The following is a 25,304-nucleotide window of genomic DNA, read 5'->3' as shown; positions in this document are numbered from 1 at the left end:
TCAAAATTTACTTTCGTACAACGGTTCAGCAAAGCTTGCCGTTCTCCGCACTGGAGAGCACCTAACCGCTGTACGCCCTGTTTTCAATTTAGTTGGCAAAATTAGGTAGCTAAACATGCAGACCCCGCACATTCTCATCGTTGAAGACGAACTGGTCACGCGTAATACCCTCAAAAGTATTTTTGAGGCGGAAGGTTATGTCGTATATGAAGCCACCGACGGTGCAGAAATGCATCAGGTGTTGACCGACAATGATGTCAATCTGGTTATCATGGACATCAACCTGCCAGGCAAAAATGGCCTGTTACTGGCGCGTGAACTGCGTGAGCAAGCTAATGTGGCATTGATGTTCCTGACCGGACGCGATAATGAAGTCGATAAGATCCTTGGGCTGGAAATTGGTGCAGATGACTACATCACCAAACCGTTCAACCCACGTGAATTAACTATTCGTGCCCGTAACCTGCTGTTGCGCACCATGAATTTGCCTTTGCCTAATGAAGAGCGCCGCCAGGTTGAAAGCTACAAGTTCAACGGCTGGGAGCTGGACATCAACAGCCGATCGCTGATCAATCCCAACGGTGAGCAGTACAAACTGCCGCGCAGTGAGTTCCGTGCCATGCTGCACTTCTGCGAAAATCCGGGCAAGATTCAGACACGTGCTGATTTGCTGAAGAAGATGACCGGACGCGACCTCAAGCCACACGATCGTACCGTTGACGTGACGATCCGTCGTATCCGCAAACATTTTGAATCCACGCCAGATACCCCGGAAATCATCGCCACCATTCATGGTGAAGGCTATCGTTTCTGCGGCGACCTGCAGGATTAATCTGTCGTTTTTTAAACGCCCTCACGGGCGTTTTTTATGTCCTGGCCTTAATGCCACGGCATAATCGGTACGGCGCTCAACGCATTTTTGGGTGAGCCATCCACCACTTTGTCTGAGTACGCCAGATAAACTAATGCGTTACGCTTGCTGTCAAAGAAACGCACAACCTGCAGTTTCTTAAAGATCAGCGACGTCCGCTGGCGGAACACCACGTCCCCTTCTGCTTTGCCTTTGGCAATTTTTTCACTCAGTTCAATCGGCCCAATTTGCTGGCACGAAATGGCCGCGTCAGATGTATCCTCCGCTAATCCCAGCCCGCCCTTAATGCCGCCTGTTTTAGCCCGGCTAATGTAGCAAGTGACATTTTTTACGTCAGGATCGTCAAACGCCTCCACCACAATTTTATGATCAGGTCCAAATATCTTAAACACGGTGTTGACGGAGCCAATCTCTTCAGCCAGCAGCGGACCGGAAAACAGTAAACCTGCGAAGGTGAGGATTACAAGACGAAGTGTTGTCATTGAGTTACCATTGCAAATGTAATAGATGAGCATGTAATGTACTGTTAATTGATGCAATCACCAACGTAAAAAGGGTAGAAATTCCCGCGTAGATAGCACAACAATCCCTGTCAAAACCGAACATGTCTTTTAAGCAATAAGTGCTATTATTCGTCGACTTCATTTAGCTGCGCCACCAGAGTATGAGGATGTTTTATGGACCAAGCCGGTATCATTCGCGATTTGCTTGCCTGGCTGGAGAGCCATTTGGATCAACCACTTTCACTGGATAATGTTTCCATTAAAGCGGGTTATTCTAAATGGCATCTACAACGGATGTTTAAAGACGTTACCGGACACGCCATTGGCGCTTACATCCGGGCACGACGTCTTTCCAAAGCAGCGGTAGCACTTCGCCTGACCAGCCGCCCGATTCTCGATATTGCTCTGCAGTATCGTTTTGATTCACAACAGACCTTTACGCGAGCCTTTAAAAAACAGTTTAATCAAACACCTGCATGGTATCGCCGTTCGTCAGAATGGAACTCCTTTGGTATCCGCCCGCCGATTCGGTTAGGGAATGAACAGCAGCCAGAATCGCAGTTCGTGACGCTTCCGGAAACCGTGCTGGTGGGACAGACACAGAGTTATACCTGTACCCTGGAACAAATCTCCAGCTACCGTGATGAGATGCGTGTTCATTTCTGGAAACAGTTTCTGCTGGAAACGGATACGGTTCCGCCCGTGCTTTATGGGTTGCACCAGGTCCGTGCCAGTCATGAAAAGGATGATGAGCAGGAGATTCTGTACACCACGGCCGTTCCTGCCGACAGCGCAACCACGATGTATTCAGGGCAGAAGGTGATTCTTGAAGCGGGGGATTACGTTCAGTTCAACTACAATGGCCCGCGCGTGGAACTGCAGGAATTTATTCTGTTGCTGTACGGAACCTGTATGCCAACGCTGGGCCTGACGCGCCGTATGGGGCAGGATATTGAACGCTTTATTACCCATGGCGGCAAAAAGCGCAGCGAGCCGCCAACAGAGATTCACTGTGAATATCTGATTCCGATTCGCCGTTAAACGCTTGCGGTTATGCCGTCATCATGACGGCATAATCGATTAACGCTGAAGCTCGTCCATCGCAGGCGCGTCGAGATGGGTGATATCACCCGCAGTCTCCACGACCCAACCCTGCGCCAGCCACGCGCTCTGCTGATGATCGACGCGTGAGATCGAACAGTTGCGCAGGCGAAGACGACGCTCGGCATAAGCCGGCAGCCCCAGAATCGTGCTGACCAGAACACCCAGCGCCATACCGTGGCTGACCAGTAATGGACGGCTACCTGCTGGCAGCGCAAGACAGGCATCCAGAGCAGCCTGCATACGTTGCGCCAGCTCCGTCATTGACTCGCCCTGAGGAATACGGCCACCCTCGGTTCCGTTAACCAGCGAAGCGCGCCAGCGCTCTTCTTCCGCGCTCAGTTCGTCAAGCAGACGCTTTTCTAGTACGCCCATATTCAGCTCCCGCAAACGCGGGTCGAAGGTAATGTCACATCCACAGGCATCAGCAATGATTTCAGCGGTGCGCCGGGTGCGCCCTAAATCGCTGGAAATGATATGTGTGATACCTGCGTTTTTGATACGTTCACCGACCTGACGGGCTTGTTGCTCACCTTTTTCCGTCAGCGGACTGTCGGAATGCCCTTGAATGCGACGCTCTGCATTCCATACCGTTTCACCGTGACGAACAAGATAGACCTGTAGCATGCTTAGTTTCCGTTATACTGCGACCAAAATCGCCTTTATTACCTGAGGGTTCAATTGATTATGTACCATGTTGTCGCAGCTACCATTAATCCAGCAAAGATTCGTGCAATTGCTCAGGCATTCAACGACGTTTTCGGCGAGGGATCCTGCCATATTGAAGGGGTCGAGGTCGAGAGCGGCGTTGCCGCACAGCCATTAACCAATCACGAAACGCGAACTGGCGCACGTCAGCGTGTAATGAATGCCCGTCAGGTTCGCCCGGAAGCCGACTTCTGGGTGGCGATTGAAGCCGGTATTGAAGAAGAGTCTGCCTTTGCCTGGATGGTAGTGGAAAACCAGAAACAGCGTGGCGAGTCGCGTTCGGGCAGTTTTACCCTGCCGCCGGTTGTGATGGCCGGATTACGTGAAGGTCGCGAACTGGGCGAAGAGATGGCACGTCTGACCGGGGTCGAAAACATTAAACACAAAGGTGGCGCGATCGGTACCTTGACCAATGGCCTGCTTAGCCGCACCAGCGTCTACCACCAGGCCTTGATTCTGGCGCTCTGCCCGCTCACACATCCGTTCTATCAGCAATAATCAGCGGCGATGAAGTTGCGCTTCCAGCCAGCGCTTCAGCTCTGGAGGGGCTTCTTTAAGGCTGTTTGAACCACGGGTTATCGTGGCAATTCCCACGCCCAGTTCATTTTTCAACTCACGCTGGCTGATATCGCCATTCAGCAAGGATTCAATGATACGCAAGCGTGTACCAAAAGCCTCTCGCTCATCAGGCGTCATCATCAGTTGCAACAGCGGCAGCGCGTGATGGTCCGCAAAAGCCTGTTGCATCAGGTCAACAAAACGCAGCCAGTCAGCGTCCGCAGCCGGTTCAGTGTTGGATGGCACAGAGGGTTGATTCATGAAAGGCTTCCGTACTCGCTAAAGAGTACGGAAGCTTAACACAGCTAGTAGCGGCGATTCCACTCAGCATCTGACAGGATCTTGTCAGGCTGGCCCATGAAATACCGGTAGTAGGCATCATAAGCCAGGACGTTCTTCACGTAACCCCGGGTTTCGGAAAACGGAATGGTTTCGATAAAGGCGACCGCGCTCAGATTCCCTGCGGTACTGCCCTGCCACGTCCGTACCCGACCCGGCCCGGCGTTGTATGCCGCGGACGAGAAAATCCGGTTCTTATCAAACTGCTGGTAAACATACTCCAGATACTGCGTCCCGATCTGGATATTGGTTTGCGGATCAAACAGCTGAGACGGATTGACATAGCCGGGTATGTTGAACATCTTCACGGTGTGCGTCGCTGTCGCGGGCATAATCTGCATCAGCCCACTGGCCCCCACCGGTGAACGCGCTTTGGGGTTCCACGCACTTTCCTGACGGGAAATGGCCATCGCATAACTTTGCGGAATGGTTTTCCCCTGGGTGTTCTGCTTATACAGATCCTGCCATGCCAGCGGGAAACGTTCTTTCAGGCTGTCCCACATTTTCGCGGTAATCGTCGCCTGTACACTCAGATCCCACCAGTCCTGCTCGCTGGCATAACGCGCCAGCATCTGCTGCTGCACATGGGTTTTGCTGCCAATCAGGTTAGCCCATTCGCTGCGTGCCAGGTTGTCCATCCCCCAGTACATCAGCTCACGCACGCGTGCCAACTCCGGCCCCTGGATTGTTGCACTGTTCGGTTTTGGAGCAGCATCCACCTGGAGTGGATATTCCACGCCCAAACGTTGCGCGGCGACCATGGGATAAAAACCGCGTGACTTCATCAGCTTATGCAGTATTTCATCCGCTTCTTCTTTTCGATCTTTTGAATAAAGCAGATCGGCCTGCCAGTATTGCCACTCATCTTTCTCTTTTGCCTCAACCGGCAGACGAGCAATCCAGGTGTTCAGACCACGGCGATCGTTTTCAGTGAGCGCCAGGCGCACCCGCCGCTCTATTAACGCGGTAGACTCACTGTCCATCACCACCGCATCGCGCCAGCGCGCCTGCTCTGACGTCAGATCGCTCCCCATCATGCGCCAGACCACAATTTCTTTCAGCGCCTGCTCATCTTCGGGGCCCATTTTTTGCGCCCGCACCAGTTGCGGGATCATGCTACGGGCATTTTCCATATCGGCACGCGCGACGCGGGTGAACGCAAAAATCGTGGCCTGCCGTGTGAAATCGGTCGCACCGACGCTGTTGGCAAAGGTTGTAACGGATTGGGGATCTTTCTGCAGCGCCAGCAGCGCATCCGACATCGTCTTATAATCGGCGGGCAGCGTTTTCGCCAGGTAGCTGACCAGGCTGTCATTGCCCGCTTTCATCGCCAGACGGATACGTTCAAGAATGGTGATGGGAGAAAGCTGACCGCTGGCCTGCCAGACAGAAAATAACTTGTCACAGTCATTCGGCAGGGCCGTACCACGCAGCCAAATCGCTTTTGCACCGTCAAAGGCGACCTGCTGCTGACCGGTTGACCATTTGGCATAGTACCAGTTACAGCGCGCCTGAACCGGCGTGGGTTCATCGGGGCTGAAGTTGAGCACGCCTTGCCAGTCCTGACGATGTGCCAGCACGTTAACAAAACGCGTTTTCAGCGAGCGGGCGGGCGGTAACGTGGGATACTTTTGAATGAAATTCTGTACCGCCAGGCTGGTTTCCTGATCGAGATCCTGTGCCAGCAGACGATATTCTAAATACGGGTAAAGCGGATAATCCTGCAGCGTCGGTAACAGCTGTTCGACTGTCGCCATTTGATTACTGTCCCACGCCTGCTTAATCTGTTGATATCGTTGCCGTTGTTGATCAAGCGAATCAGCCCATGCGCTGCCTGCCGTGCTGACCAGGCAGATCCCTATCATCCAGTTACGCCACTTCTCCACGTAAATCTCCTCTGTTGCTGGGCGCTGGCTACGTGCCAGACGTTATTCATGCTAACCAGGGGAAGCCACTCTTGCCATGTTCTTCACAAAATTTACCTTAGCAGACGTTCAACGCACCGCGATGTCACAATGCCTGCGCGACAACTGTGCATTTTATCATCACATATACTTATGGATGGCTGAATTATCTTATTGATTCATATAATTAAAATTCTGGCACAGGCTTTGCTTTGTTGAATCCCATCTTGTATACCTGTTGGAATTCACTGCATGGCTTCGACATTTGGCTTAACCCTAAAAGAGTGGCAGCAACGCGCTCAGCAGCACCCTGAGCAGATCCACACGCTGCTGGCGGCCCACCTTTCTGAGCTGGACCCGGAAGATAATGCCTGGATCTACCTTGCCACGCCGTCCCAGTTAATGGCGCAAACTGAGCCGCTCCTGGCGCGCTACCAGCAGGACCCGGACTCGCTCCCACTGTTTGGTGTGCCCTTTGCAGTGAAAGACAACATTGACGTGGCAGGCTGGCCGACAACCGCCGCCTGCCCTGCTTTCAGCTATACCGCTGTTGATGATGCATTTGTGGTGGCGCGACTCAAAGCGGCGGGCGCGGTGGTGATGGGAAAAACCAACCTCGACCAGTTTGCTACCGGCCTGGTCGGCACACGTTCACCCTACGGCGCGGTATGTAATACCTTTGACCCGGATTTTGTCAGTGGCGGTTCGAGTTCCGGCTCTGCCTCGGTACTGGCACGGGGCCTGGTGGCGTTCTCACTGGGTACCGATACCGCAGGTTCAGGCCGGGTACCGGCAGGATTCAACAACATTGTCGGCCTGAAACCGACCAAAGGCTGGCTGTCCGCTCGCGGCGTCGTCCCTGCCTGCCGCCTGAATGACACGATCTCGGTGTTTGCACTGAGGGTAGAAGAAGCCTTTACCGTGGCCAGCCTGGCAGGTGGATACGATGCGCAGGACGCTTACTCCCGCGTTAGCCCACGCACGGCCCCCGCCGGCATGAAAACCCATCCTGATTTCGCCATTCCTGCTTCACCGCCGTTTTTTGATGATGCGGCTGCCGAAGCGGCATGGGATGCGGCGCTGGCCGCACTACAGGAGAGCGGCGCAACGCTGCATCCCATTGATTTCACGCCTTTCAGCCGACTTGCTGAACAGCTTTACCATGGCCCCTGGGTGGCCGAGCGTACCGCCGCCGTGGGTGAGATGCTTGCCCGGCCCGAGAAGATGGACCCGGTGGTGCACGGCATTGTCTCCAATGGCCTGAAATACAGCGCGGTCGACGCCTATCAGGCCGAATACCTGCGCGCCGATTTGACCCGCCATATCCAGCAGGTTCTGGCGCCGTTTGATGCGCTGGTTGTGCCCACCTCCCCCACGATTTACACCCTGGATGAGATGCAGCAAGAGCCGGTGCTTTATAACTCGCATTTTGGGACGTACACCAACTTCACTAATCTGGCCGATCTCGCGGCGCTGTCACTGCCCGCCCCTTTCAGAAACGATGACCTGCCGGCAGGTATTACCCTGATTGCGCCCGCCTGGCATGACCGCGCCCTGGCGCAGTTTGGCCTGCGCTGGCAGCAGGCTATCGCCCTGCCGCTGGGGGCGACCGGCAGAGCCCAACCTGCTGCGCCTGCACCACTTCCCCTTTCCAGCGACCACGTTCGCATTGCGGTGGTGGGCGCGCACCTGACCGGCATGCCACTTAACTTTCAGCTCACGCAACGCCAGGCCGTCTGGGTAGAAGAGACGCAGACCGCCACGCAGTATCGCCTGTTTGCCCTGTTGGATGGCCCCATCAAAAAACCCGGTCTGATGCGAGCGGAACAAGGCGCAGCCATCACCGTCGAGTTGTGGGATATCCCACTGGCGCGCTTTGGCGAGTTCGTGGCCGAGATCCCAGCGCCATTAGGCATTGGCAGCCTGACGCTCGCCGATGGTCGCGTAGTGAAAGGCTTTATTTGTGAAGGTTCCGCGCTCACACACGCGCTGGAGATCACCGAATTCGGCGGCTGGCGTCACTGGCTCGCCTCTCTGGAGAGTCAATAAATTATGTTCAGCACCGTCCTGATTGCCAACCGTGGCGAAATTGCCTGCCGCGCTATCCGTACCCTGAAACGTCTGGGCATCACAAGCGTCGCGGTCTTTTCCGATGCCGACCGCAACGCGCAACATGTTAAAGATGCCGATATCGCCATCGGTCTGGGCGGTGACAAAGCCAGCGACAGCTATCTGCGCATTGATAAGATTCTGGCCGCCGCACAGGAAAGCGGGGCGCAGGCTGTCTGGCCGGGTTACGGCTTTCTCTCTGAAAGTCTGCCGTTTGCGGCCGCCTGTGAGCAGGCCGGTATCGTGTTTGTTGGACCGACCGCGCAGCAAATTGGTGAGTTTGGGCTAAAACATCGCGCGCGTGAGCTGGCAGCGCGCGCCGGAGTGCCCATGACGCCCGGTACGGCGCTGCTCGACTCACTGGATGACGCCCTTGCCGCCGCAGATAACATCGGTTATCCGGTGATGTTAAAAAGCACTGCCGGTGGCGGTGGGATTGGGCTGACACGCTGTGCCGACGCCGATGCGCTGCGTCAGGCCTGGGAAAGCGTCCGTCGGCTTGGCGAACAGTTCTTCAGCGATGCCGGCGTATTTCTTGAACGCTGCATCGATCATGCCCGTCACGTTGAAGTGCAGATCTTCGGCGATGGCAAGGGTACCGTGGTCGCCCTGGGTGAGCGCGACTGCTCACTGCAACGCCGCAACCAAAAAGTGGTAGAAGAAACGCCCGCGCCCTGTTTACCCGCCGCAACCCGTGATGCGCTGCTGGCCTCAGCGGTGCGGCTGGGCGAGGTGGTCAATTACCGCAGCGCGGGAACCGTCGAGTACATTTACGATGCACAACAGGACGCCTTCTATTTCCTGGAAGTGAACACTCGCCTGCAGGTTGAGCATCCGGTCACCGAATGCGTCACCGGTCTTGACCTGGTGGAGTGCATGTTGCGCGTCGCGGCCGATGACGCGATCGACTGGCCACGCCTGCAGCAGGCACCTCAGGGTGCCTCGATTGAAGTTCGGTTATACGCCGAAGATCCGCTCAAAAACTTTCAGCCCAGCCCTGGCGTGTTAACCCATGTCAGCTTTCCCGACGATGTGCGCGTCGATAGCGGGATCGGCACCGGTAGCGAGGTTTCAAGCTACTACGATCCGATGATTGCCAAACTGATCGTACACGCCGAAACCCGTGACGCCGCGCTGACCAAACTGCAAGCCGCACTGGATGCCACCCAGTTGCACGGCATCGCCACCAATCTTGACTACCTGCGACAGATTGTCGCCACCGACGCGTTTCGCACTGGCAAGGTCTGGACACGTTTTCTGGATAATTTCACGCCGTCGGCAGCCGTGGTGGAAGTCCTGCAGCCCGGCACCTTCAGCTCCGTGCAGGATGTACCAGGTCGCCTTGGCTACTGGGATATCGGTGTGCCGCCGTCAGGCCCGATGGATGACTATGCTTTTCGCCTGGCCAACCGCATCGTCGGCAATCACGAGGCCGCTGCCGGGCTGGAATTTACCTTACAAGGCCCGACGCTGCGTTTCCATTGCGCGGCGACGATTGCCCTGACCGGCGCTGACTGTGCCGCCACGCTGGACGGTGAACCCGTCGCTAACTGGCAGCCTGTTACGGTCAGGGCAGGACAAACGCTCACGCTGGGACGCGCTCAGCGCGGCTGTCGCTGTTATCTGGCCATTCGTAACGGTTTTGATGTGCCGGAATACCTTGGCAGCCGCGCCACCTTCTCGCTCGGGCAGTTTGGCGGGCACGCGGGGCGGACGCTGCGGGTCGCCGATATGCTACCGGTTTCCCAGCCATTGCTGGCGGCCTGTACCACGCCAGCGCCAGTCAGCGCACCTCAGGCACTCAGCCCGGCGCTGATACCGGATTATACCAACGAATGGCGCATTGGCGTGCTGTACGGACCGCACGGCGCACCTGACTTCTTTACTCAGGCGGCCATCGATGACTTCTTTGCCAGCGACTGGCAGGTTCACTACAACTCCAACCGTCTTGGCGTACGCCTGGTCGGGCCAAAACCCAGTTGGGCACGCGCCAACGGTGGTGAGGCGGGCCTGCATCCGTCTAACGTGCATGACTGTGAGTACGCCATTGGCGCGATCAACTTTACCGGCGACTTTCCGGTGATTCTGACCCATGACGGCCCAAGCCTTGGCGGCTTTGTCTGCCCGGTGACGATAGCGAAAGCCGAGCTGTGGAAAGTGGGTCAGGTCAAACCCGGCGACAGCATTCGTTTTCATCCCATCAGCGTTGAAGAAGCCACCGCGCTGGAAAACGCCCAGAGGCAGGCAATTGCCACACTGCGCCCCCAGCCTGCGCCAGCCTTTCCCGTGCCCTCACTGGCCGAAAACCGCTTTGGTTCCGGCACGCTGCTTGCCGCCGTTGCGGCCACGGAGACCTCTCCACAGGCGGTCTATCGCCAGGCTGGCGATAAGTACATCCTGATCGAATATGGCGATAACGTCCTCGATCTGGCGTTGCGCCTGCGCGTGCATTTGTTAATGGAAGCGCTGCGTGACCGGCCCGTTGCCGGTATTGAAGAGCTCTCTCCCGGCGTGCGCTCGCTACAAATTCGCTATGACAGCCTGGTCTTGAGCCAGTCGCAGTTGATGGCCGAGTTACTGGAACGTGAAGCCCTCCTTGGGGATGTGAGCCAACTGAAAGTCCCGTCACGCATCGTCTGGCTGCCGATGGCATTTGAAGACAGCGCCACGCTCGCGGCCGTTGAGCGCTATAAAGAAACCGTGCGGGCCAGTGCGCCCTGGCTGCCAAACAATGTCGACTTTATTCAACGTATCAATGGATTACCCCACCGCGAACAGGTGCGTGAAACGCTTTTTGACGCCAGTTACCTGATTCTGGGTCTGGGCGATGTGTATCTCGGCGCGCCCTGCGCCGTGCCTGTCGATCCGCGCCATCGTCTGCTGAGTTCCAAATACAGCCCAGCCCGAACGTTTACGGCAGAAGGCACCGTCGGCATCGGCGGTATGTATATGTGCATTTATGGCATGGACTCGCCCGGCGGCTACCAACTGGTCGGTCGCACCTTACCCATCTGGAACACCTTCCTGAAAAGCCCGCAGTTCAGCGCCGGTGAGCCGTGGCTGCTGCGCTTCTTCGATCAGGTGCGCTTCTATCCGGTGACGGAAGAGGCGTTAACGCAGATGCGTGACGATTTCCGCGAAGGTCGCGCCACGCTTCGTATCGAAGAAACCGAATTTGATTTTGCCGCCCACCAGCAGTTTCTGACAGATAACGCTGAAGATATCGCGGATTTCCGCCAACGCCAGGCTGCGGCTTTCGACCAGGAGGTCACGCTGTGGTCGCAGGAGGAACAGGAGGTCGCGTCCCCTTCTGATACTGCACCGGATGCCGCCGTGGAGGACGACAGTGCCCTGTCCGTACAGGCGGATATGAACGGCAACATCTGGAAAGTCCTGGTACAGCCCGGTGACGACGTCAGCGCCGGTCAAACGCTGGTGATTGTTGAAGCGATGAAAATGGAGCTGGCGATTGTCGCCCCGACGGCGGGTCGGGTGAAACGCGTCGACTGCCAGGCAGGCCGCGCCGTCAATCCCGGCGATTCGCTGCTGTGGCTGGAATAAGGAGAGCCGATGACCACCCGATCCCCTCGTCATAAAGGTCGCCCGGAAGCGCTGGCGGAACGCGTTTATCAGACACTGAAAAACGACATTTTTGAATTTCGCCTGATGCCCGGTGACCGCTTCAGCGAAAGTGAAATTGCTGAACGTATGGCGGTCAGCCGTACGCCGGTGCGCCAGGCGCTGTTCTGGCTGGAGCGTGAAGGCTATGTCGACGTCTGGTTTCGCAGCGGATGGCAGGTAAAAACCTTTGATTTCGCCTATTTCGAGGAGCTGTACGACCTGCGAACGGTGCTGGAGTGCGAAGCCGTGAAGCGCCTGTGTGAGCTGCCCTCGGCGCAGTGCGCCGCCCGGCTGCGCGAGCTTTATCAGTTCTGGTGTGAGGCCGCCCGTCTGGATGAGGGCAAGAAGGTGTCCCAGCACGATGAAGCCTTTCATATGACGCTGGTTGCCGCCGCTGGCAACAGTGAAATCGCGCGTATCCACGCCGAACTGACCGAGAAGATCCGCATTATCCGACGTCTCGATTTTACCCGCGAAGACCGGATCGCGGCGACGTATCGCGAGCACGCGCAAATTTTACAGGCCATTTTATTGCAGCAAACCGGTGAAGCCCAGCAGATGCTGAGTGGGCACATTGCCGCCAGTAAGGCAGAGGTCAGAAAAATCACAATCCATATGTTACAGCAGGCCAGGCTCCAACCCATCGAATAACGCATCCATCTAACCAGGGGTTTAACATTGATGAAAAGACGTTCATTGCTTAAGGCTTTTGCGCTCTCCGCTACCGTCGCAGGTATGGGATTCTCATGGAGTGCTCAGGCGGCTGACACGATTAAAGTGGGCATTATGCACTCGCTTTCCGGCACCATGGCGATTTCCGAAACGCCGCTGAAAGATGTCGCCCTGATGACCATTGATGAAATCAATGCAAAAGGCGGCGTGCTGGGTAAAAAGCTCGAACCGGTGGTGGTGGACCCGGCATCAAACTGGCCGCTGTTTGCAGAGAAAGCGCGTCAGCTGCTGACCCAGGATAAAGCGGCCGTCGTTTTCGGCTGCTGGACATCGGTATCGCGAAAATCCGTGCTGCCCGTCTTTGAAGAACTCAACGGCCTGCTCTTCTACCCGGTGCAATATGAAGGCGAAGAGATGTCCCCCAACGTTTTCTATACCGGGGCAGCGCCTAACCAGCAGGCCATTCCCGCAGTGGAATACCTGATGAGCGAAGATGGCGGCAGTGCCAAACGCTTCTTCCTGCTGGGAACAGATTATGTTTATCCCCGCACCACCAATAAGATTTTGCGCGCCTTCCTGCATGCCAAGGGCGTACAGGATAAAGACATCGAAGAGGTCTACACGCCGTTTGGCTACAGCGATTACCAGACCATCGTGTCGAATATCAAAAAGTTTGCCGCTGGCGGGAAAACGGCGGTGGTCTCCACCATCAATGGCGACTCCAACGTGCCGTTCTACAAAGAGCTGGCTAATCAGGGCATCAAAGCCACCGATATTCCGGTAGTGGCGTTCTCTGTGGGCGAAGAAGAACTCCGGGGAATTGATACTAAACCTTTAGTCGGTCAGCTCGCCGCATGGAACTACTTTGAATCGCTGGATAACCCCACCAACGCCAAATTCGTTGCCGATTATCGTGCTTATGCCAAAGCGCATAACCTGCCCAACGCCAGCAGCGTTGTCACCAACGATCCGATGGAAGCCACCTACGTTGGCATTCACATGTGGGCGCAGGCGGTAGAAAAAGCGGGCACCACCGATGTGGATAAGGTGCGTGCCGCCATGGCCGGTCAGACCTTTAAAGCGCCGGATGGCTTTACCCTGACGATGGACCAGACCAACCACCATCTGCATAAACCCGTGATGATCGGCGAAGTGGAAGAGAACGGTCAGTTCAACGTGGTCTGGCAGACCGACAAACCGGTACGCGCCCAACCCTGGAGCCCGTATATCCCCGGTAATGACAAAAAACCCGACCACCCTGTGAAAACATCCCAGTAAAACAGGTGCCGCCCTTGTCCCGGAATAAGGGCGGCAAAAAGGACTTTCCATGCTCGCTTATTCAATGAGGCTCACTCATGACGCTTCGCCTGTGTTTCTTTAGTTTTTTGCTGCTCCTGCCGCTGTTTGCCAGCGCCGGACCGGCAGCCGACTTCGCTGCGGCCAGCCGAACCCAGCAGGCGGCATTGCTGCAACAGTGGGCGGCTGCGCCGGATGCCAGTCGCCTACCGCTGCTTCAGGCGCTGAAAGCCGAAACCGTGGTCACGGATCAGGATCGCCATCCCTTCAGTAAAACCGATAGCAGGTTGCTGCCGCTGGATGCCGCCCTGCAGCCGACGGGTGAAGTGAAAAAACTGTTTATGAACAACCGGCTGCGCGTGCTGGTTGCCAGTGCCCTCGCCGCACATCAACTGGTGAGCAATGATGCCAGCGTGCGCCTGAGCGCGGCTCAGCAGTTACAAAATGATGCGGCCACCGATCTGCTTCCGCTGATTACGCAGCGCCTGAGCGTCGAAAAGGATGCGCAAGTGCACGCCGCGCTGGCAATGACAGCAGCCAACCTGCAACTGACCAGCTCTCAGCCCATGGTTCGGCTGCGGGCGGTAAAACTGTTGGGCGAGTCCAGCGATCCCAATACCCAGGCCAGCCTGCAACGGCTGACGCAGCCCACAGCGGAACCCGATGAAACCGTCCGGGAAGCGGCGGCAGACAGCCTGAAACAGATCAAAAGTCGCCTGATGTGGGGCGATCTGCTGGGTCAGGCGTTTAGCGGCTTATCGCTGGGTTCGATACTGCTGCTTGCCGCGCTGGGTCTGGCAATCACCTACGGTCTGCTGGGGGTGATCAATATGGCGCACGGGGAAATGTTGATGCTGGGTGCCTACGCCACCTGGATGGTGCAAAACCTGTTTCAGCAGTTCGCGCCACACTACATCGACTGGTATCCGCTGCTGGCGCTGCCGGTGGCTTTTTTGATGACCGCCGCTATCGGTATGGCGCTGGAACGCACCATTATCCGTCATCTTTATGGCCGCCCGCTGGAAACGCTGCTCGCCACCTGGGGCATCAGCCTGATGCTGATTCAGCTGGTGCGAATGCTGTTTGGCGCGCAGAACCTCGAGGTCGCTAACCCCGCCTGGCTGTCTGGCGGTTTGCAAGTGCTGCCTAATCTGGTTCTGCCCTGGAACCGCATCGCGGTCATTCTGTTCGTGGTGTTTGTGCTGATGCTGACCTGGCTGCTGCTGAACCGCACGCGCCTGGGAATGAACGTGCGCGCGGTAACACAAAATCGGGCCATGGCCGACTGCTGCGGCGTACCGACGGGACGCGTGGACATGCTGGCTTTTGGCCTGGGCTCCGGCATTGCCGGGCTGGGCGGCGTGGCCCTGTCCCAGTTGGGTAATGTCGGCCCGGAACTCGGCCAGGGCTACATTATTGACTCCTTCCTGGTGGTGGTGCTCGGCGGGGTCGGTCAACTGGCCGGAACCGTCGTGGCGGCGCTGGGGCTGGGCATTCTCAATAAAGTGCTGGAGCCGCAAATCGGCGCGGTGCTGGGGAAGATCCTGATTCTGGTCATGATCGTGCTGTTTATTCAAAAACGTCCGCAAGGGCTGTTTGCGGTGAAAGGAAGGGTGACTGACTAATGACGCAACCGATCACCTTACGTCTGACTCGCCAGGCCCCGCGCCTGACGCTGTGTATTGGCGCACTGGTTACGCTGATGCTACTGATGATGCCGTTTCTGGCGCTGCTGCCTGCCGCCCATCCGTTGGCGATATCGACCTATACCTTAACGCTGGTGGGGAAAATCCTGTGCTATGCCGTCGTCGCGGTGGCGCTGGATCTGGTCTGGGGCTATGCCGGTTTACTCTCTCTGGGGCACGGTCTGTTTTTTGCGCTGGGCGGTTATGCGATGGGTATGTACCTGATGCGTCAGGCGGCGGGCGACGGCGTACCGGCCTTTATGGCTTTTCTCTCCTGGGATCGCCTGCCGTGGTTTTGGGCGGGCACCCAGCATTTTGCCTGGGCGCTGTGCCTGATTGTGCTGGTGCCCGGCCTGCTGGCGCTGGTGTTTGGTTTTTTCGCCTTCCGCTCGAAAATCAAAGGGGTTTATTTCTCGATCATGACCCAGGCGCTGACCTATGCCGGTATGCTGCTGTTTTTCCGCAACGAGACCGGCTTTGGTGGCAACAACGGCTTTACCGGTTTCACCACCCTGCTCGGCTTTAACGTCACCGCCACCGGCACGCGCATCGGGCTGTTTATCGCCACCGTTATGCTGCTGTTAGCCAGTTTGGGCCTGGGTTTTGCCCTGGCTCGCAGTAAATTTGGTCGGGTGCTGACTGCGGTTCGCGACGCGGAAAACCGTCTGATGTTCTGCGGTTACGATCCCCGTGGCTTTAAGCTGTTTGTCTGGACGCTGTCCGCCGTGTTGTGCGGTGTGGCGGGCGCGCTCTATGTGCCGCAGGTCGGCATTATCAACCCCGGTGAAATGTCCCCGACCAACTCCATCGAAGCCGCCATCTGGGTCGCACTGGGCGGGCGTGGCACGTTAATTGGCCCACTGCTTGGCGCCGCGATTGTTAACGGCGCGAAAAGCGTTTTCACCGTCGCCTTTCCAGAATACTGGCTGTTCTTCCTGGGAATGATGTTTATCCTGGTCACGCTGTTTCTGCCGCGTGGTGTGATTGGCCTGCTGCGTCGGAGAAAACATGACTGAGCACCCGTTTACCCAATCGTTTCCTTCGGATCGCCATCGTGTTCAGCGCGATCCGGTGTTGCAACTGGAACAGGTCACCGTCTCCTTTGATGGCTTTCGCGCGCTGACCGATCTTTCCTTAGCGATCGGCGTTGGTGAACTGCGCTGCGTGATTGGTCCCAACGGGGCAGGGAAAACCACGCTGATGGACGTGATTACCGGCAAAACACGGCCAGATAAGGGCCGGGTCATTTACGATCAGGATCACGATCTCACGGCACAGTCACCTGTGGAAATTGCCCGCCGTGGTATCGGACGCAAGTTTCAGAAACCCACGGTGTTTGAAGCCCTGACGGTGTTTGAAAATCTGGAGCTTGCCCTGAAAACCAGCAAAACTGTCTGGGCCAGCCTGCGTGCACGGCTTAACAGCGAGCAGCGGGATCGCATTGACGAGGTCCTGCTCCTGCTGCGGCTTACCGGTTCGCGCCAGCGTCAGGCGGGCTTGTTGTCACACGGGCAAAAACAGTTTCTGGAGATCGGCATGCTGCTGGTACAGGAACCGCACCTGCTTCTGCTGGATGAGCCCGCCGCGGGCATGACCGATGCGGAAACCGACTATACCGCCGAGCTGTTCCGCGGTCTGGCAGGAAAACACTCACTGATGGTGGTTGAGCACGATATGGGCTTTGTGGAAACCATTGCCGACCACGTGACGGTTTTGCATCAAGGCAAGGTGCTGGCGGAAGGGTCGCTGCGCGACGTTCAGGCCAATGAGCAGGTCATCGACGTTTATTTGGGGCGCTAAATGTTACAGGTATCGGAACTGCATCAATATTACGGCGGCAGCCATATTCTACGTGGCCTGTCCTTTGAGGTTAAGACCGGTGAGATCACCTGCCTGCTGGGCCGCAACGGCGTGGGAAAAACCACCCTGTTGAAATGCCTGATGGGGTTGATTCCGGCCAAATCGGGTGAGGTACGCTGGCAGGACAAGTCGATTGGCGCGCGAAAGCCTTATCAGCGCGTGCAGTCCGGCATCGCTTACGTCCCACAGGGACGCGAAATTTTTCCGCGTCTGACGGTCGAGGAGAATCTGCTGATGGGGCTGTCACGCTTTCCCGCTGCCAGGGCGAAACAGGTTCCTGATGAGATTTATCAGCTTTTCCCCGTGCTGTTCGACATGAAGTCACGTCGTGGCGGCGACCTGTCGGGGGGACAACAGCAACAGCTGGCGATTGGTCGCGCGCTGGCAAGCCGTCCGCAGTTGCTGATCCTTGACGAGCCCACCGAAGGGATTCAGCCGTCGGTGATCAAAGAGATTGGCATGGTGATCCGTCAGTTGGCGCAACGCGGCGATATGGCGATTCTGCTGGTCGAACAATTCTATGATTTTGCCGCTGAGTTAGCCGACAGCTATCTGGTCATGTCACGCGGCGAAATTATTCAGCGCGGTCGGGGTGACGATATGGAAACGGATAACGTGCGGAGCCTGGTCGCGATCTGAGATAACAGCCACGTAGCAGGTCAGAAACGCTTGCTGACCTGCCCATCTTGTTTGCCTGGCGGAGTGCCGCACGGGCCGCCATTTTTCCCCCGCTGAGATCGACCTGAGCCCACCCGCCATTCACGCCGTTTTCCTTCTGCCTGCAATTTCTTCAGCCATAACGGTGAACACGTCTTGTAATGATTGAGAGTAAAGGTAATAATTCTCATTTGCATTCAATGCGCATTATCTGATCGTAATCAAAATTTACGCTCCTTTCCTCTGACAGGAGCAGGGTATTTACCTTTTGTAAGGGATAAACAATGAGAATGCCTTTCGGCCCGAAACGGTTAGCGTTGCTGTGTTCCATCGCCATTGCCACACCGGCAGTCACGTTTGCCGCCAACACGCTGGTGGTGACGGCAAAGCCTGAAGAAACGTCGACAACCCCAACAGAAGGCTATACGGCGACCGTCAGCAAAGGCGCGACCAAGACCGATCGCCCGCTGATCACCACCGGTCAGTCGGTGTCGGTGGTGACGCGCCAGCAGATGGACGATCAGGGCGCAATGGATGTGAATCAGGCGCTGAACTATACCGCGGGTGCCTTTACGAACTTCGCCGGCGCGGCAACCCGCTACGATACGGTGTCGCTGCGCGGTTTCCACGGCGGCGATGTGGATAATATTTTCCTCGACGGCCTGCGCCTGATGAGCGATCCCGGCAGCTACAACGTGCTGCAGGTTGATCCCTGGTTCCTCGAACGCATTGATGTGATCAAAGGGCCTTCTTCCGCCCTGTACGGGCAGACCGTTCCGGGTGGCTTAGTCATGGAGACGTCTAAGCGTCCGCAGTATGCCCCCGCCGGCCACTTCCGCCTGTCCACCGGCACTCACAACACCAACAGCGCCGCATTTGATTACACCAATGCGATTAACGAACAGTGGGCTTTTCGTCTGACCGGCATCACGCGCAACAGTGATACGCAGTACGATCATACCCGCGAAGAAAAATATGCGATTTCACCCTCGCTGCTGTGGCAGCCGGATGAGGATACCTCACTGCTGTTACGCGCCTATCTGCAAAAAGATCCTTCCGGTGGCTACCACAGCGCCGTGCCGGGTGACGGCAGCATCACCGAGCATAACGGACGTAAGCTCAGCACCGGTTTTTATGACGGCGACAGCACGCTGGATCAATTCAAACGTCGTGAGCAAATTTACAGCGCGGAGTTCGCTCACCGCTTTAACGAAACCTGGGCCTTCCGTTCCAACGCCAGCTACTCCCATTCCAATGTGGATTTGGATCAGGTTTATCAGGCTGGCTGGGATTCCCCTCAGTCTGAACTGCTCAACCGCTACTACTCCGGTTCACGTTCCTCACTGCAGGCGTACGCGATCGATAATCAACTGGAAGCCGATTTTGATACGGGCCCGGTGGATCATAAGGTGGTGCTGGGCGCGGAATATCATCAGTACACCAACGATTTGCGCGATGCCAGTGGTTTAGCCAGCCAGCTCAATGCGCTGACAGGCCAGGCCGTGGGAGCGAATCCGGCTTACGTGTTCCAGAACTCGCAGCGCCGTTACTATCAAACCGGTATGTACCTGCAGGATGAGATGAAATGGGACAAGTGGCATCTGGATCTTTCCGGCCGCTACGATCGGATCGTCTCTGAAAACAGACAGTACAGCAGCGATACGCAGTATCGTCGTCAGGACGATCACGTGAGCGGTCGTGCGGCGCTGCTGTATGCATTCGATAACGGTATCTCTCCGTACGTCAGCTACAGCCAGGCCATTACGCCGCAGTCCCTTTCCGGACAGGATGGCAATCTGCTGAAACCCACGACCTCGGAACAGTACGAAACCGGCATTAAATACCAGCCGGTGGGCACGTCCGATCTCTACTCGGCGGCGATCTACGATCTGACCCAAAATGACGTCGGCAATCGTGTGGTGGTGGGGTCCTATTATGAACCGGCCGGGAAAGTGCACTCGCAGGGGCTTGAGCTGGAAGCACATAATCAGTTAACCCCGCGACTGAGCACGCTGGCGAGCTTTACGCTCAACCACGTGCGCTTTAAAGATTCCATCGACGGTAATAACGGTCATACGCCTTACGTCACGCCTGATTCGATGGCTTCTGCGTGGGCGAAATACCAGTTTGACGCCGGGATCAGCATCGGTGCAGGCGTGCGTTACATTGGTCGGCAGTGGGCAGACAATGAAAATACCACCCGTCTGCCGTCTGCCACGCTGTTTGATGCCTCGGTACGTGCCGATTTAGGCGCCTGGAACAGCAGCCTGAAAGGGGCTTTTGTGCAGGTTAACGCCAATAACCTGACCGACCGTGACTATGTGTCCGCCTGCTATGGCACCGGTTTCTGCTACTGGGGCGCCGAACGGACCGTCGTTGCCACTGTCGGCTACGATTTCTGATCGCTACCGAACCGGCGGCAAACCCTGCCGCCTGTCTCACCCTATACTGCGACGACGCGATGTCGTCGCTGATTTTCGCGCAGGAACGACCGCACCAGTCCCAACCACAGCAAGCCGCACAACAGATTCAGCAGGCTGAACCAGGCCATCCCGCCACTGAAATACGCCACTTTGACCGCCTCAATGCCCAGCGCAAACACCACCATACTGATCATGCCCAGCATCGCCGCCACGCTGCCCTTCCCTGCCCGGCTGGAAAAGAGCGTCAGTCGGTACAGCCCGGCATTCACCATTCCGGTGCCGAAGCCGTAAAGGCTCAGGCCCGCCGTCAGCCATACATAGCTGCCTGCATCAATAAGCGTGCCGACAGCGGCTATCGCCAGACCGGTAATAATCGGCCAGGCACCCAGCCGCAGCGGCTGCTCAACCGGCAGACGGCTGGCAAGCCGACCCAGCGTCAGATTTCCGGCGATCATCGCCACAAAGACCGGCAACTGGAGCAGCGCATATTCCATTCGGCTCAGCCCCAGATCGTGAATCAGGATCACCGGAGAAAGGGCGACCCAGCCCAGACAGGGAATGGTGACCAGGCCAATGGCCAGCGAACCGCTTATCACCTGCCGCTCTTTTAACAACGCGTAATAGCCCGCTGCCAGCGACGTCAGCGACACAGAGGTGTGTCTGTCGCCCGCCGTTTCCGGCATCGAAAACCACAACCCCGTCAGCGCCAGGGCAGACAGCGCAGCAAAAAACAGAAACAGCGTGCGCCAGTCTGCGACGGCTAGAAACGCTGTGCCCGCCAGCGGCCCGGCCAGCGGTGCCAGCAGGGCCACGTTAGCCATCAGCGCCATCATCTTTACGCTGAGTGCGTCGTCAAACGCTTCCTGAATAGCGGCATAACCGACCGCGCCGATGAAACACAGGCTGATGCCCTGAAGAAAGCGCAGCAAGATAAACTGCCCCATGCTCTGTACCCAGTGGGTTGCCAGACAGGTCAGCATGAAAAACGCGACGCCCGCCAGCAAGACCGGGCGGCGTCCCAGCTTGTCCGACAGCGGCCCCAACAGCCACTGCAACACCATGCCGCCCATCAGGTAAGCGGTCAGTGACGTGGACACCCACTCCGGGCCGACATGAAACGCCTGCGTCACCCGCAACATGCCCGGCTGAATCATGTCGTGCGCCAGATAGGTGGCAAATTCAAATAACACCAGCGATAAGGGGAACAGTAAATGTCGGCGCGTGAGGCGCGAGACAGGTTGAAAAAGAGCCATCGTGAATACTTTCCAAAACAAGATAAAAAAACGCGGCCGCCTGAGCGACCGCGCTGATACTGTCCGACGTGCTGACACCGCTAAGGGGTCAGCGCCATGTGGCAATAGGGTTAACCAGCGTGCCGGCAAACTTGAGGTTTTCTGCGGGATCGGACAGGTTAATCATCTGCTGGTTATTCGCCAGCTGCAGGCGGTTCAGGCAGGAGCGGGTAAATTCGGGCGCAAACATGTCGTAGCGGGCGAACTTGCTGGCAAGCTGCGGGTGCGCCTGCTGATAGTCCTTCACGCACTGCGCCACTAACTGCCAGAACTGGCTTTCCGACAGCGTATTCGACTGGTGCAAAATCGCGCTGATAAAGCGGAAGATGCAGTCGAAGACGTCGGTAAAGATCGACAGCAGTTTAAGGTGCTCAGGCACGTCCACCGCCAGTCGCTGCACCTTTTCAGGCAGAACGGCATCCGGATTCATCACCGCGATCTCCTCCCCAATGTCCTTCATATAGGCGCTGACCGGCACATTGTTTTCCAGCAGCAGGATCAGGTTTTCGCCATGAGGCATAAACACTAGATCGTGTTGATAGAAGCAGTGCAGCAGCGGGCTGAGGTAACAGTTCAGGTAACGACCAATCCACTGTTCCGCAGGCAGGCCGGAATCAGCGATCAGCGCGGGCAGTAACGGCTGCTGATGGTGATCGACATGCAGCAACGCGGCCATGGTCATTAAACGCTGGTTGGGCTGCAGATCAGTGACCGGATTATCGCGCCACAGGGCCGCAAACATTTTCTTGTAAGCGGAGTCGCCTTGAATGGCGCGTTCATAGTGTCGGTTGTGATAGCCCACAGCGGCCACTTCGCGCAGGATGCGGAAATCACAGCGCTGGAGCCAGTCATCCTTTGCCACCAGCCTTTCCAGCCATTCATTAATCGCGGGCGTGGTCGCCATATAGTAAGGAGAAAGGCCGCGCATAAAGCCCATGTTCAGCACCGACAGCGCCGTTTTCACATAGCGTTTACCCGGCTGACTGCGGTTGAAAAAGGTGCGAATCGACTGCTGCGCCTGATAGCCATCGTCCCCGATCCCCAGATAAATAATGTCCTGGCTGGCAATATCCGCGGCAAACACCGTCAACAGTTTATTCTGCCACTGCCAGGGATGGACCGGCATCAGGATATAGTCGTCGGTGACGACACCCTGGCTCGCCAGCTGAGCGGCGAACTGGTCAAGCACAGGCTGTCCTAACTCTTCCTGCAGCAGGCGCTCATAGCTCAGCTCGCTGATGCTGGAGAAGTGGGCATTACGGCGATGCACGGCCACCCAGATCAGATTTACCGGCGTGGCGGCTTCGGGGGCATAAGCCAGATAATCGCGCGCATCAAAACCGATACGGCCGTTATTGGCGACAAAGCAGGGATGGCCTTCCGTCATCGCGGATTCGACGGTCTGAAAGTCCGCCTTTACCAGCGCCTGGCTGTCTGGATTATTCTTCTGCAGTTTAAACACGCTGCTGCACAAGGTGCTGCTGATCTCCTCCATGTAGGTCGCCAGCAGCGCCTGAGAAATGCCGATTTGCGCATTAAACTCCTCAATAAACTGCAGCGCATCCAAGGGTAAACGGCGGCCGTTTTCCTGTTTTTCCAGCGACGCCAGATCGATTTCCCAGTGGTCAAGCGCCCGGCGTTGTGCAGAAAAAACGTATGCCGATTCGCCCCCCGGTACGGCCAGTTGATAACGGCCAGCGCCCATGTCGACAGGCGTGATCAATTTTTCGTGCGCGAATTCGGCAATCGCTTTGCGAATCAGTAAACGGTTGGCTTGCAGCCAGTCATTGCCGGTAAGGTGTGAACCGTTCAACAGCGGTGTGGTGTTATTCATCAGTGAATCCTGCAGTAGAGCCTGTTGATAATCTTCGCGCTGGCAGAAGGCCAGCCAGGCGGTTTTATGTTCCATATCAATCTGGTGCTGATAGCGAAAACCGGCACGTTTATTCAGGCGATGGATTTTGTCATTGCGCACGTCCGGCTCGACCACCACGCGGTTGACCTCGGGGCGGCTGAACAGGTAGTCCATGACCGTACTGAACACCTGCCAGCTAAACTGGCTGACCGGGTTCACCGCGGGCGCGATCAGAATATGCATGCCGTAGTCGTCTGGCTGTGCGGGATAATGCCTGCCGACCTCATCCTCGCTGGCGCGATAGCATTCGATCAGAAACGCCGGTTCGCCATCGCAACAGCCGATTAAGGCCGCATGGGGATCTTTTGCCGTCAGCTGTTGATAGAATTCGGCGACCTGTTCAGGCGAGTGATCCTGCATGCCCCAGAAACGGGCGTAGTCGCGCGTGACCCAGCGGTGAATAAGCATCACGTCGTCGGGCTGCATGGCACGGAGGGTAAACTGGCCCGCAGGTCGGGCCGCAGTGAAAAGCGTTGACTGTGACATATCAATGTTCCGATTGGGCCGGGAAGGTCTGGAAGGCGATCTGCCGCTCGACGGGATAAATTTCCCGCCCGGTGAGTTCACGCAGGAGCACCGAGTTGCGATAGCAGGCCATGCCGAGATCCGGCGTGACAAAGCCGTGCGTATGCAGCTCTGCGTTCTGCACGAAGATCTGGTTATGCTGGTCAATACTGTAATTGCGCTGGACGTCGTAACGGCCCTTCTCGTCCCAGCGCAGACGCTGGCTGATGCCTTCGATAAACATCGGCGGGCGATACTGATAACCCGTAGCCATCACCAGGCCCTGGGTGCGGCGCGTATACGCACAATCCTGCTCCTGCTGATGCAGCGCGAGTTCAAACTCCCCGCTCGGCAACCAGCGCATGCCGGTGAGTTCCGAATGGGTGAACAGGTTAACGTTCAGCGCGCCATCCAGTTGCTTGACGTACATCAGGTCGTAGATGTCATTGATTAAGGTGCTGTTGATGCCTTTGTAGAGGTTTTTGTGGCGCGCGTTCAGCGCATCACGTTTTTCCCCCGGCAGCGCGTGGAAGTAGTCGACCCATTCTGGCGAGGTCATCTCCAGCGTCAGCTTGGTGTATTCCAGGGGATAGAAGCGCGGTGCGCGGGTTATCCAGTTAAGCTGGTAGCCAAACCGATCGATGTCCGTCAGCAGGTCGTAATAGATCTCTGCGGCACTCTGACCGCTTCCCAGCACGGTGATGGTGCTCTTTTTCTGCAGCTCCGCCTTGTCCGCCAGATACTGACTGGAATGGGTAAAGCGCGACTGATGCGATCGGCTGCATTCCGGCAGCCACGCGGCAGGCCCGGTGCCCAGCACCAGTTTACGCGTCAGCCATTCCTGCTGTTGCCCGCTGACCGTATCCACCGCACGAATACGGTAGCACTGCTGGGCATCGTCGTAGCTCACGTAATCTACCCGCGTATTCCAGCGCAAATTACTCAGCTGTGAGCACGCCCACTGACAGTACTGGTTGTACTCTTTACGCATCAGGAAAAAGTCTTCGCGGATATAGAACGAATAAATTTTCCCCTTCTGTTTCATGTAATTCAGCAGGCTGTAAGGATTGGTGGGATCGGCCAGCGTCACCAGATCGGCCATAAACGGCGTTTGCAGATGCGCACTTTCCAGCATCATGCCGGTATGCCAGTCGAACCCCGGGTTTTGATCCAGAAAGAGGCCGTTCAGCCCCTCAACCGGCTCGCTCAGACAGGCCAGGCTGAGATTAAAAGGCCCAATACCAATACCGATAAAGTCATAAATTCTGTTGTTCATCGCGCCGTTC

19 protein-coding genes are annotated in these 25,304 nt (G+C 56.8%); 12 read left to right on the top strand and 7 right to left on the bottom strand.

Translation table 11 applies throughout. The features are described from left to right. Window positions 1-115 precede the first annotated feature (115 nt). Window positions 116-832, top strand: a complete 717-nt coding sequence (arcA, locus tag FBY13_RS04355; protein WP_013024548.1) for a two-component system response regulator ArcA — start codon at window positions 116-118, stop codon at window positions 830-832. Between the two features lie 47 nt (window positions 833-879). Here the strand turns inward: arcA and creA are convergent, their stop codons facing one another. Beyond that, window positions 880-1,353: a protein CreA gene (gene creA, locus FBY13_RS04350; RefSeq protein ID WP_063878346.1), complete on the bottom strand. Its 474-nt coding sequence runs from the start codon at window positions 1,351-1,353 to the stop codon at window positions 880-882. Window positions 1,354-1,548: 195 nt separating this feature from the next. Between creA and robA the strand changes: the two genes are divergently transcribed. Continuing rightward, complete coding sequence (robA, locus tag FBY13_RS04345; RefSeq protein ID WP_109716572.1) at window positions 1,549-2,415, top strand: MDR efflux pump AcrAB transcriptional activator RobA; 867 nt, start codon at window positions 1,549-1,551, stop codon at window positions 2,413-2,415. A gap of 39 nt (window positions 2,416-2,454) precedes the next feature. Here the strand turns inward: robA and gpmB are convergent, their stop codons facing one another. Beyond that, window positions 2,455-3,102, bottom strand: a complete 648-nt coding sequence (gene gpmB, locus FBY13_RS04340; RefSeq protein WP_063878344.1) for a 2,3-diphosphoglycerate-dependent phosphoglycerate mutase GpmB — start codon at window positions 3,100-3,102, stop codon at window positions 2,455-2,457. Window positions 3,103-3,162: 60 nt separating this feature from the next. Between gpmB and yjjX the strand changes: the two genes are divergently transcribed. Then, window positions 3,163-3,681 carry an inosine/xanthosine triphosphatase gene (yjjX, locus tag FBY13_RS04335; RefSeq protein WP_145393591.1) on the top strand — a complete coding sequence of 173 codons (519 nt, stop codon included), beginning with the start codon at window positions 3,163-3,165 and terminating at the stop codon, window positions 3,679-3,681. On the opposite strand, the gene trpR is transcribed toward yjjX, so the two are convergent. Further along, window positions 3,682-4,002 carry a trp operon repressor gene (trpR, locus tag FBY13_RS04330; RefSeq protein WP_063878342.1) on the bottom strand — a complete coding sequence of 107 codons (321 nt, stop codon included), beginning with the start codon at window positions 4,000-4,002 and terminating at the stop codon, window positions 3,682-3,684. A gap of 44 nt (window positions 4,003-4,046) precedes the next feature. Then, on the bottom strand, window positions 4,047-5,966 hold the full coding sequence (gene sltY / locus FBY13_RS04325) for a murein transglycosylase (RefSeq protein ID WP_145393590.1): 1,920 nt from the start codon (window positions 5,964-5,966) through the stop codon (window positions 4,047-4,049). 270 nt (window positions 5,967-6,236) lie between these two features. On the opposite strand from sltY, the gene atzF reads away from it, so the two are divergent. From atzF to FBY13_RS04280, 9 genes are all read left to right on the top strand, one after another. Next, window positions 6,237-8,033: an allophanate hydrolase gene (gene atzF, locus FBY13_RS04320; RefSeq protein ID WP_145393589.1), complete on the top strand. Its 1,797-nt coding sequence runs from the start codon at window positions 6,237-6,239 to the stop codon at window positions 8,031-8,033. Window positions 8,034-8,036: 3 nt separating this feature from the next. Then, window positions 8,037-11,654, top strand: a complete 3,618-nt coding sequence (gene uca / locus FBY13_RS04315) for an urea carboxylase (RefSeq protein WP_145393588.1) — start codon at window positions 8,037-8,039, stop codon at window positions 11,652-11,654. Window positions 11,655-11,663: 9 nt separating this feature from the next. After that, window positions 11,664-12,365 carry a GntR family transcriptional regulator gene (locus tag FBY13_RS04310; protein ID WP_063878338.1) on the top strand — a complete coding sequence of 234 codons (702 nt, stop codon included), beginning with the start codon at window positions 11,664-11,666 and terminating at the stop codon, window positions 12,363-12,365. 30 nt (window positions 12,366-12,395) lie between these two features. Continuing rightward, on the top strand, window positions 12,396-13,664 hold the full coding sequence (gene urtA, locus FBY13_RS04305; RefSeq protein ID WP_063878337.1) for an urea ABC transporter substrate-binding protein: 1,269 nt from the start codon (window positions 12,396-12,398) through the stop codon (window positions 13,662-13,664). 77 nt (window positions 13,665-13,741) lie between these two features. Then, window positions 13,742-15,307, top strand: a complete 1,566-nt coding sequence (gene urtB, locus FBY13_RS04300) for an urea ABC transporter permease subunit UrtB (protein WP_145393587.1) — start codon at window positions 13,742-13,744, stop codon at window positions 15,305-15,307. Next, a complete protein-coding gene (urtC, locus tag FBY13_RS04295) occupies window positions 15,307-16,383 on the top strand; it encodes an urea ABC transporter permease subunit UrtC (protein WP_145393586.1) in 1,077 nt (358 codons plus the stop codon). Before urtB ends, urtC begins: the two co-directional genes overlap by 1 nt. After that, the gene (gene urtD / locus FBY13_RS04290) at window positions 16,376-17,167 is read left to right on the top strand and encodes an urea ABC transporter ATP-binding protein UrtD (RefSeq protein WP_063878334.1); all 792 of its coding nucleotides are present in this window, start codon (window positions 16,376-16,378) and stop codon (window positions 17,165-17,167) included. The genes urtC and urtD overlap by 8 nt, the downstream gene beginning before the upstream one ends. Continuing rightward, complete coding sequence (gene urtE / locus FBY13_RS04285) at window positions 17,168-17,866, top strand: urea ABC transporter ATP-binding subunit UrtE (protein ID WP_063878333.1); 699 nt, start codon at window positions 17,168-17,170, stop codon at window positions 17,864-17,866. It abuts the gene before it with no gap. Window positions 17,867-18,168: 302 nt separating this feature from the next. Further along, complete coding sequence (locus FBY13_RS04280) at window positions 18,169-20,286, top strand: TonB-dependent siderophore receptor (protein WP_145393585.1); 2,118 nt, start codon at window positions 18,169-18,171, stop codon at window positions 20,284-20,286. A gap of 41 nt (window positions 20,287-20,327) precedes the next feature. Here the strand turns inward: FBY13_RS04280 and FBY13_RS04275 are convergent, their stop codons facing one another. The 3 genes from FBY13_RS04275 to FBY13_RS04265 all read right to left on the bottom strand — a co-directional run bounded on the left by FBY13_RS04275 (window position 20,328) and on the right by FBY13_RS04265 (window position 25,294). Beyond that, the gene (locus FBY13_RS04275; RefSeq protein WP_145393584.1) at window positions 20,328-21,560 is read right to left on the bottom strand and encodes an MFS transporter; all 1,233 of its coding nucleotides are present in this window, start codon (window positions 21,558-21,560) and stop codon (window positions 20,328-20,330) included. An 88-nt stretch (window positions 21,561-21,648) separates the two neighbouring features. Further along, window positions 21,649-24,000 carry a GNAT family N-acetyltransferase gene (locus FBY13_RS04270; protein ID WP_145393583.1) on the bottom strand — a complete coding sequence of 784 codons (2,352 nt, stop codon included), beginning with the start codon at window positions 23,998-24,000 and terminating at the stop codon, window positions 21,649-21,651. Window position 24,001: 1 nt separating this feature from the next. Beyond that, complete coding sequence (locus FBY13_RS04265; protein ID WP_063878329.1) at window positions 24,002-25,294, bottom strand: lysine N(6)-hydroxylase/L-ornithine N(5)-oxygenase family protein; 1,293 nt, start codon at window positions 25,292-25,294, stop codon at window positions 24,002-24,004. Window positions 25,295-25,304 lie beyond the last annotated feature (10 nt).

Source organism: Pantoea sp. SJZ147, assembly GCF_007828605.1.
Taxonomy (GTDB): domain Bacteria; phylum Pseudomonadota; class Gammaproteobacteria; order Enterobacterales; family Enterobacteriaceae; genus Pantoea; species Pantoea allii.
This window is presented reverse-complemented; position numbering and strand designations above follow the sequence as displayed.

What these genes read in the sequence shown, in the direction of transcription:
- urtE (WP_063878333.1), top strand. Translation starts at nt 17,168, where the DNA reads ATGTTACAGGTATCGGAACTGCATCAATATTACGGCGGCAGCCATATT.
- urtA (WP_063878337.1), top strand. Translation starts at nt 12,396, where the DNA reads ATGAAAAGACGTTCATTGCTTAAGGCTTTTGCGCTCTCCGCTACCGTC.
- atzF (WP_145393589.1), top strand. Translation starts at nt 6,237, where the DNA reads ATGGCTTCGACATTTGGCTTAACCCTAAAAGAGTGGCAGCAACGCGCT.
- urtD (WP_063878334.1), top strand. Translation starts at nt 16,376, where the DNA reads ATGACTGAGCACCCGTTTACCCAATCGTTTCCTTCGGATCGCCATCGT.
- yjjX (WP_145393591.1), top strand. Translation starts at nt 3,163, where the DNA reads ATGTACCATGTTGTCGCAGCTACCATTAATCCAGCAAAGATTCGTGCA.
- urtB (WP_145393587.1), top strand. Translation starts at nt 13,742, where the DNA reads ATGACGCTTCGCCTGTGTTTCTTTAGTTTTTTGCTGCTCCTGCCGCTG.
- arcA (WP_013024548.1), top strand. Translation starts at nt 116, where the DNA reads ATGCAGACCCCGCACATTCTCATCGTTGAAGACGAACTGGTCACGCGT.
- creA (WP_063878346.1), bottom strand. Translation starts at nt 1,353, where the DNA reads ATGACAACACTTCGTCTTGTAATCCTCACCTTCGCAGGTTTACTGTTT.
- urtC (WP_145393586.1), top strand. Translation starts at nt 15,307, where the DNA reads ATGACGCAACCGATCACCTTACGTCTGACTCGCCAGGCCCCGCGCCTG.
- FBY13_RS04310 (WP_063878338.1), top strand. Translation starts at nt 11,664, where the DNA reads ATGACCACCCGATCCCCTCGTCATAAAGGTCGCCCGGAAGCGCTGGCG.
- FBY13_RS04265 (WP_063878329.1), bottom strand. Translation starts at nt 25,294, where the DNA reads ATGAACAACAGAATTTATGACTTTATCGGTATTGGTATTGGGCCTTTT.
- FBY13_RS04270 (WP_145393583.1), bottom strand. Translation starts at nt 24,000, where the DNA reads ATGTCACAGTCAACGCTTTTCACTGCGGCCCGACCTGCGGGCCAGTTT.
- gpmB (WP_063878344.1), bottom strand. Translation starts at nt 3,102, where the DNA reads ATGCTACAGGTCTATCTTGTTCGTCACGGTGAAACGGTATGGAATGCA.
- robA (WP_109716572.1), top strand. Translation starts at nt 1,549, where the DNA reads ATGGACCAAGCCGGTATCATTCGCGATTTGCTTGCCTGGCTGGAGAGC.
- uca (WP_145393588.1), top strand. Translation starts at nt 8,037, where the DNA reads ATGTTCAGCACCGTCCTGATTGCCAACCGTGGCGAAATTGCCTGCCGC.
- trpR (WP_063878342.1), bottom strand. Translation starts at nt 4,002, where the DNA reads ATGAATCAACCCTCTGTGCCATCCAACACTGAACCGGCTGCGGACGCT.
- FBY13_RS04280 (WP_145393585.1), top strand. Translation starts at nt 18,169, where the DNA reads ATGAGAATGCCTTTCGGCCCGAAACGGTTAGCGTTGCTGTGTTCCATC.
- FBY13_RS04275 (WP_145393584.1), bottom strand. Translation starts at nt 21,560, where the DNA reads ATGGCTCTTTTTCAACCTGTCTCGCGCCTCACGCGCCGACATTTACTG.